Genomic DNA, 5614 nt, shown 5'->3' with positions numbered 1-5614 from the left:
AACGATAGTTCTGAAAGGATAAAATTTGGATAACCCCAAATAAGCAATAAAGGGAAATATACAAATCTTCCGAACATGACTGGGCGATGCCTGGGGCTGGATTGAGTAGGGCTTTCAGCCCGAAGATGGCTGTTTCAAAATTATACAGACGAATACCACAAATTCAAGTAATATGGAACGAAGAAAATTTTTACGCAATGCCGGTATCTTAGGTCTGGCTTCTGTTGCTGGCAATACCCTTTCGGCTGCCGAAACACCGACATCACAAGTATCATCCCGGAAAGCCGGAATAAAGGTAAACGATCAGTGGGATGTTATTGTAGTTGGAGGTGGCCCTGCGGGATGTGCCGCTGCAACTGCGGCTGCACGCGAAGGAGCAAAAACCCTACTCATTGAAGGAACCGGAGCCCTTGGTGGAATGGGTACATCGGGTTTATTAAATGCCTGGTGCCCTTTTACAGATAAAGAAAAGATTATTTATAAAGGAATAGCCGAAAAAGTATTTCTGGAATCAAAGAAAGGAGTGCCTCATGTAAGAAGCAATGATTGGGTTCCTATTAACTCGGAATACCTGAAAGTGGTATACGATGATCTGGTAATGTCCGAAGGTGTATCTGTTCTCTTTTTCACTACCATGGCTGCTGTAGAGATGAAACAGGAAGGAATAGTAGATGCCATTATTGTAGGGAACAAAGCTGGCTTAACTGCCTACAAAGCAAAACTATTTATTGATTGTACCGGCGATGGCGATCTGGCAGCATGGGCAGGTGCTAAATTCGATATTGGCGATGATAAAGGCGCAGTTCAGGAAGGTACACTTTGCTTTACCCTTGCCAATGTTGATCCGTATGAGTTCTCACTGATTGGAAGTGTACATTCAAACAGAAAAGACGGCCCCATTTATAAGATGCTCGACTCCGGTAAATACAATCTTATTAAAGATAACCACATCAACGATAAATACACAGGCCCCGGTTATTTGTCTTTCAATGCAGGACATGTTACGGTAGATAGTACCGATCCGGCTTCACTATCGTCGGCAATGATGAACGGCCGTAAAATAGCGCGTCAGTTTCAGGAAGGCTTGGCAGAGTTTGAACCAAAAACTTTTGCCTCTTCGTATCTGGCTAGTACAGCGGCATTGATGGGTATCCGGGAAAGCCGCCGCATTAAATGCGACTACACCTTTACTGTAGACGACTGGGTTGCCCGTAAAGAGTTCGACGATAGTATCGGACGCAACAGTTATTATATAGATATCCATAAAAGCAATGCAAAAGAATATCAACGGTATGGAAAAGGAGAATCGCATGGCATACCCTTCCGCACGCTTCTTCCGGTAGGATTGAAGAATGTATTTGTAGCCGGCCGCTGCATCTCAACCGATCATTATGCGCATGGCAGTTTGCGGGTAATGCCTCCTTGTTTAGTAACAGGAGAAGCTGTTGGTGTAGCTGCAGGACAGATTTATAAATCTCAAAAGCCAGATGTTCATAATGTAGATACTGCTAAACTCAGGAATAGGCTGAAAAAAGTTGGGCAGTTACTATAAAGACTCATTACTCATCATTTAAAACCACTAATCATGAATCAGAAATTATTTTTATTACTCTTTTTTCTTTTATCGTTTCAGTTCTCGTTCGCCCAGAAAGGCGAGTTAACAAACTTCCCCAAAGGATTTACTCCTAAAGAAGTTGGTAAACGTTTAACGTATCATATTGTAGACGACAGGCACGATCTTTACTTTGCCAAATATATTCATTATGCCGAAGTATGTACCTGGACCGGAGCACTTGATTATGCCATTGCTGTAAAAGATCAAAAGCTTATTAAACTGCTGCAAGATAGATTCGAACCTTTCTTCACGCGCGAAAAAGCTTTGCTTCCTCCTATGAATCATGTTGATTACAATATGTTTGGTGGTTTGGCCTTAAAACTCTATCAAGTAACAAAAGACAAACGGTATCTGGATATGGGAATGGCTTATGCCGATAGTCAATGGGAAGTACCTGCCAATGCAAAACCAGAAGAGAAAGCTTGGGCCGAAAAAGGTTATTCATGGCAAACACGCCTGTGGATTGACGATATGTATATGATTACCTCTGTACAAGCCGAAGCATACAAAGTTACCGGAGATTCCAAGTACATTGATCGTGCAGCCAAAGAAATGGTTCTTTACTTAGATGAAATTCAACGCCCCAATGGCCTCTTCTACCATGCACCGGATGTTCCTTACTACTGGGGACGTGGAGATGGTTGGATGGCTGTAGGTATGGCAGACTTACTTACATATCTTCCTGAAAACCACAAAGACCGTGCACGCATCATGAAAGGGTTTCACACAATGATGGAAAGCTTGAAAAAGTACCAAACTCCCAGCGGTATGTGGAATCAGCTTATTGACGAGCCCAACTGTTGGGCCGAAACTTCCGGCACTGCCATGTTTACTTACGCTTTTATTATAGGTGTTAAACGAGGATGGTTGGATGCTAATGAATATGCACCTGCCGCACGAAAAGCATGGATGGCCATGATTCCATACATTGACGAACGGAACAATGTAACTGAGGTTTGTATTGGTACAGGTAAAAAGAATGATAAGCAATATTATTACGACCGTCCACGTCTTGCAGGCGACTTGCACGGTCAGGCTCCTTATTTGTGGTGTACAACTGCGTTAATGGAGAAAACAAAATAAAGAGAATAATTTTGCTATGTTTCTTTAAAATATTACTTTTATAGAAACATTAAGCAATAGATTTATGAAAGCTTCAATACAGCCAATTCAAGAAAAAAACAAGTCTGAAAAAGAAGCAATTGAATCAAAATTATCAAAACTACTTAAAACTTTCAGAACGAAAGATTTAAGTTTGGACGAGATTAATGAAGAGGTAGAAAAGGTTAGACAACAAATTTACCAAAAAAGGTGAGCTGATCTTCCCCGATCAGCCCACCTTTTACCTATCAACGTATTAACCTATTGAAAACAATTTATCAAACTAAAATCAAACCTTTTTCTCGTTATCCCTTTTATCTTTCCAATCTTTTCTATCCCTTTTATCTTTTCTATTCTTTTGGGCTTCCTTCATCTTTTCCTGACGTTTGGTTTGGTTAGCCTCGAATTTCTGATACTGTTCGGCAGTGAATATCTCTTTTAACTGTGACTGGTAATTTTCGTGTTGTTGTTTCATCTCAGCCATTCTTTTTTCTCTATCTTCCTTATTCACTTCTGGTTTCTGAGCGTTCTCTTTACGAGGTCCCTCTTTCCTCATATCATGTTTCTTGTGATGCCTTGGGCCGGGTCTATCACCCATTTTTTCGGCCATGGCAACATTCAATTCCAATAGTTTGGCTTTTTGCGCATCGTTCAATCCGTATTCGGTAACCATGCGTTCGGTTCTCTTCTCGGCACGGGCTTTAGGATCTATTTGTTTTCTTTGGCCTCTCTGTACATCTTGTGCCATTGCCATACCTATTGTCATTAAAAGTGCTATCATTAAAAAACTTATCCTTTTCATAATCTTTGTCTTTTTAGTGTTACTTAATTAACTTGTTTGTTGCTGCAACTGTGTATATGACTGCAAAAAAAAGGGGAAGTTTAATTCAACCTCCCACTTTAACATAAAATTAGATTTTCTTTAATCCACCACAGTTCATTTATTCACTTATTGTTTGGGTAAATAGTCTTCCGGATTCACATTTTTACCATCTTTAAAAACTTCATAATGCAAGTGCGATCCTGTAGACCGCCCGGTATTACCCACATAACCAATCGTTTGATTTTGAACTAGTTTATCTCCAACCTGTACCGATATACTTTTAAGGTGAGAATAAAGAGTAGAGAACACTTCATTGTGTTGGATAATGACATAATTCCCTTTTTTCGAATCAAATTCAGCTTCGATAACAACTCCGTTGGCAGTAGATACAACATTCTCTCCTTCGGCTATTGCAAAATCCATTCCATGATGAAAAAAGGCTTTCTTTGTTACAGGATTTTCTCGTTTTCCGTAATAAGCAGAAGTTCTTTTTATTTTCTTAGAGTCAACAGGGTATATAGAAGGTTGATTCAATGTGTTTTCAATTACCTCTTCATTTTCAGCAATCGTATTATTTTGTGCAAATCCCTTATTAACAGAAAAAGCAAATAGCATGAAGCAGATAAGTGGTAATACTAATGAATACACTCCCAGGTACTTGTTAGAGGTTTTATTTTTAGTAATCATAATGATACGTTTTTTAATTGTGTTACAATAAAATTGACTGGTAATTCCATTGAAACTAACAACCTGAATTTGTTTTAGCATACAGATAAGATAGCTTTCTATATTATTATCATTAATAACACTGGCATCAGCCAGATACTCATGTTGCAGTTTCAATGATTTTTTGTAAAGAACGACGAAAGGATTAAACCAAAGTAAAATAGAAACGATTTCAATCAGAATCAAATCTAACCAATGGAGTTGCCTGGTATGGGCTATTTCATGGTTAATTATCATTTGATTGTTTTCGTTTTTGGGTATAAAAATCATATTGAAAAATGAAAAAGGAAAGTATGATTCCATTTTAATGACCTTTATTTGCCCAATACGATGTATTTCCGAATGTTTTTTTATTCGGATAATTCTTATGATAGAAAGTAAAAGCTTAAAGAACAAAATTGATATGCCGGTAAAATATATTATCGACAAAATTAGTGAGTAATTTATTGTAATTGCATGGTCTGATACGTTTTGTGGTTGAGAAAAAATATATTCAGGTTCAATCAATAGTGGATAAATAAAGTTAGATAGTTCACTGTTTGATTGACTTTTAAATATCGGAAATTTTAAAATCGGAATAATAAAAGAAAGAATAATTCCTGCAACTAAATACAATCTATTGAGCAAAAAGAATGTACACTTGCGAAGCACTAAACTGTAAAAAGCGTAGAATACTATTATACATATACTTGCTTTAAGCATGTACCACCCATAGACTGCCATATAATTAGTTGCTTTTTTTGATTGATTTGATCTTTTCTTCAATTATTTCCTTAATTTCTTCTAGTTCCGAAAGTTTCAATTGTTCATTTGCAAAAAATGATGCAAACTCAGGAGCCGAACCATGAAAAAAGTTGGTAATAATAGATTTTACATGATTCTGAAAATAATCATTTTTAGAAACCAGTGGATAGTATTCATGGATTTTCCCATAAGTATTGTATCCTATAAATCCCTTTTTTACTAAAATCCTTATAACTGTTGAAACAGTGGTATAAGCGGGTTTAGGAACAGGGAATTGGTCAACAATATCTTTGAGGAAACCTTTGCTTATTTTCCAGAGGTATTGCATTACTTGTTCTTCGGCTTTCGTCAGTTCTTTACTTTCCATAATGCAAACATATAACTATATTTTTAGTTATACAACTATTTTCTTAATTATATTCTTTGCGAACCTCCGAAAACTTCTTCCTGACTTCATTACTTTTGTGCCATTACATGGCGCTCGCTGATTATCAGCGGATTACCTTGCTTTAGCCAAAGTTGATTTAATTTGGCTAAAGCCCAAATTGTTATACCTTTCAGACCGTCAGCTAAAAGCAGACGGCAATTGATAATTACTTAATCAA

General features: G+C 37.4%; 6 protein-coding genes. 3 read left to right on the top strand and 3 right to left on the bottom strand.

Features of this window, described 5'->3' with window-relative positions:
• The first annotated feature begins 172 nt into the window (after positions 1-172).
• The 3 genes from D0T85_RS21730 to D0T85_RS21720 all read left to right on the top strand — a co-directional run bounded on the left by D0T85_RS21730 (position 173) and on the right by D0T85_RS21720 (position 2930).
• Positions 173-1552, top strand: coding sequence for an FAD-dependent oxidoreductase (locus D0T85_RS21730; RefSeq protein WP_163215622.1), 1380 nt, complete (start codon positions 173-175; stop codon positions 1550-1552).
• 33 nt (positions 1553-1585) lie between these two features.
• A complete protein-coding gene (locus D0T85_RS21725; protein ID WP_163215621.1) occupies positions 1586-2698 on the top strand; it encodes a glycoside hydrolase family 105 protein in 1113 nt (370 codons plus the stop codon).
• Between the two features lie 64 nt (positions 2699-2762).
• A complete protein-coding gene (locus D0T85_RS21720; protein ID WP_163215620.1) occupies positions 2763-2930 on the top strand; it encodes a hypothetical protein in 168 nt (55 codons plus the stop codon).
• A 75-nt stretch (positions 2931-3005) separates the two neighbouring features.
• Here D0T85_RS21720 and D0T85_RS21715 read toward each other — a convergent pair whose 3' ends face one another.
• The 3 genes from D0T85_RS21715 to D0T85_RS21705 all read right to left on the bottom strand — a co-directional run bounded on the left by D0T85_RS21715 (position 3006) and on the right by D0T85_RS21705 (position 5376).
• Positions 3006-3518 carry a DUF4890 domain-containing protein gene (locus tag D0T85_RS21715; RefSeq protein WP_163215619.1) on the bottom strand — a complete coding sequence of 171 codons (513 nt, stop codon included), beginning with the start codon at positions 3516-3518 and terminating at the stop codon, positions 3006-3008.
• A gap of 147 nt (positions 3519-3665) precedes the next feature.
• Positions 3666-4568 carry a peptidoglycan DD-metalloendopeptidase family protein gene (locus tag D0T85_RS21710; protein ID WP_239060790.1) on the bottom strand — a complete coding sequence of 301 codons (903 nt, stop codon included), beginning with the start codon at positions 4566-4568 and terminating at the stop codon, positions 3666-3668.
• Positions 4569-4992: 424 nt separating this feature from the next.
• Positions 4993-5376, bottom strand: coding sequence for a BlaI/MecI/CopY family transcriptional regulator (locus D0T85_RS21705; protein ID WP_163215617.1), 384 nt, complete (start codon positions 5374-5376; stop codon positions 4993-4995).
• Positions 5377-5614: the final 238 nt, after the last annotated feature.

It is taken from the genome of Bacteroides sp. 519, from assembly GCF_010500955.1.
Classification (GTDB): Bacteria; Bacteroidota; Bacteroidia; order Bacteroidales; family Bacteroidaceae; genus Bacteroides.
This window is presented reverse-complemented; position numbering and strand designations above follow the sequence as displayed.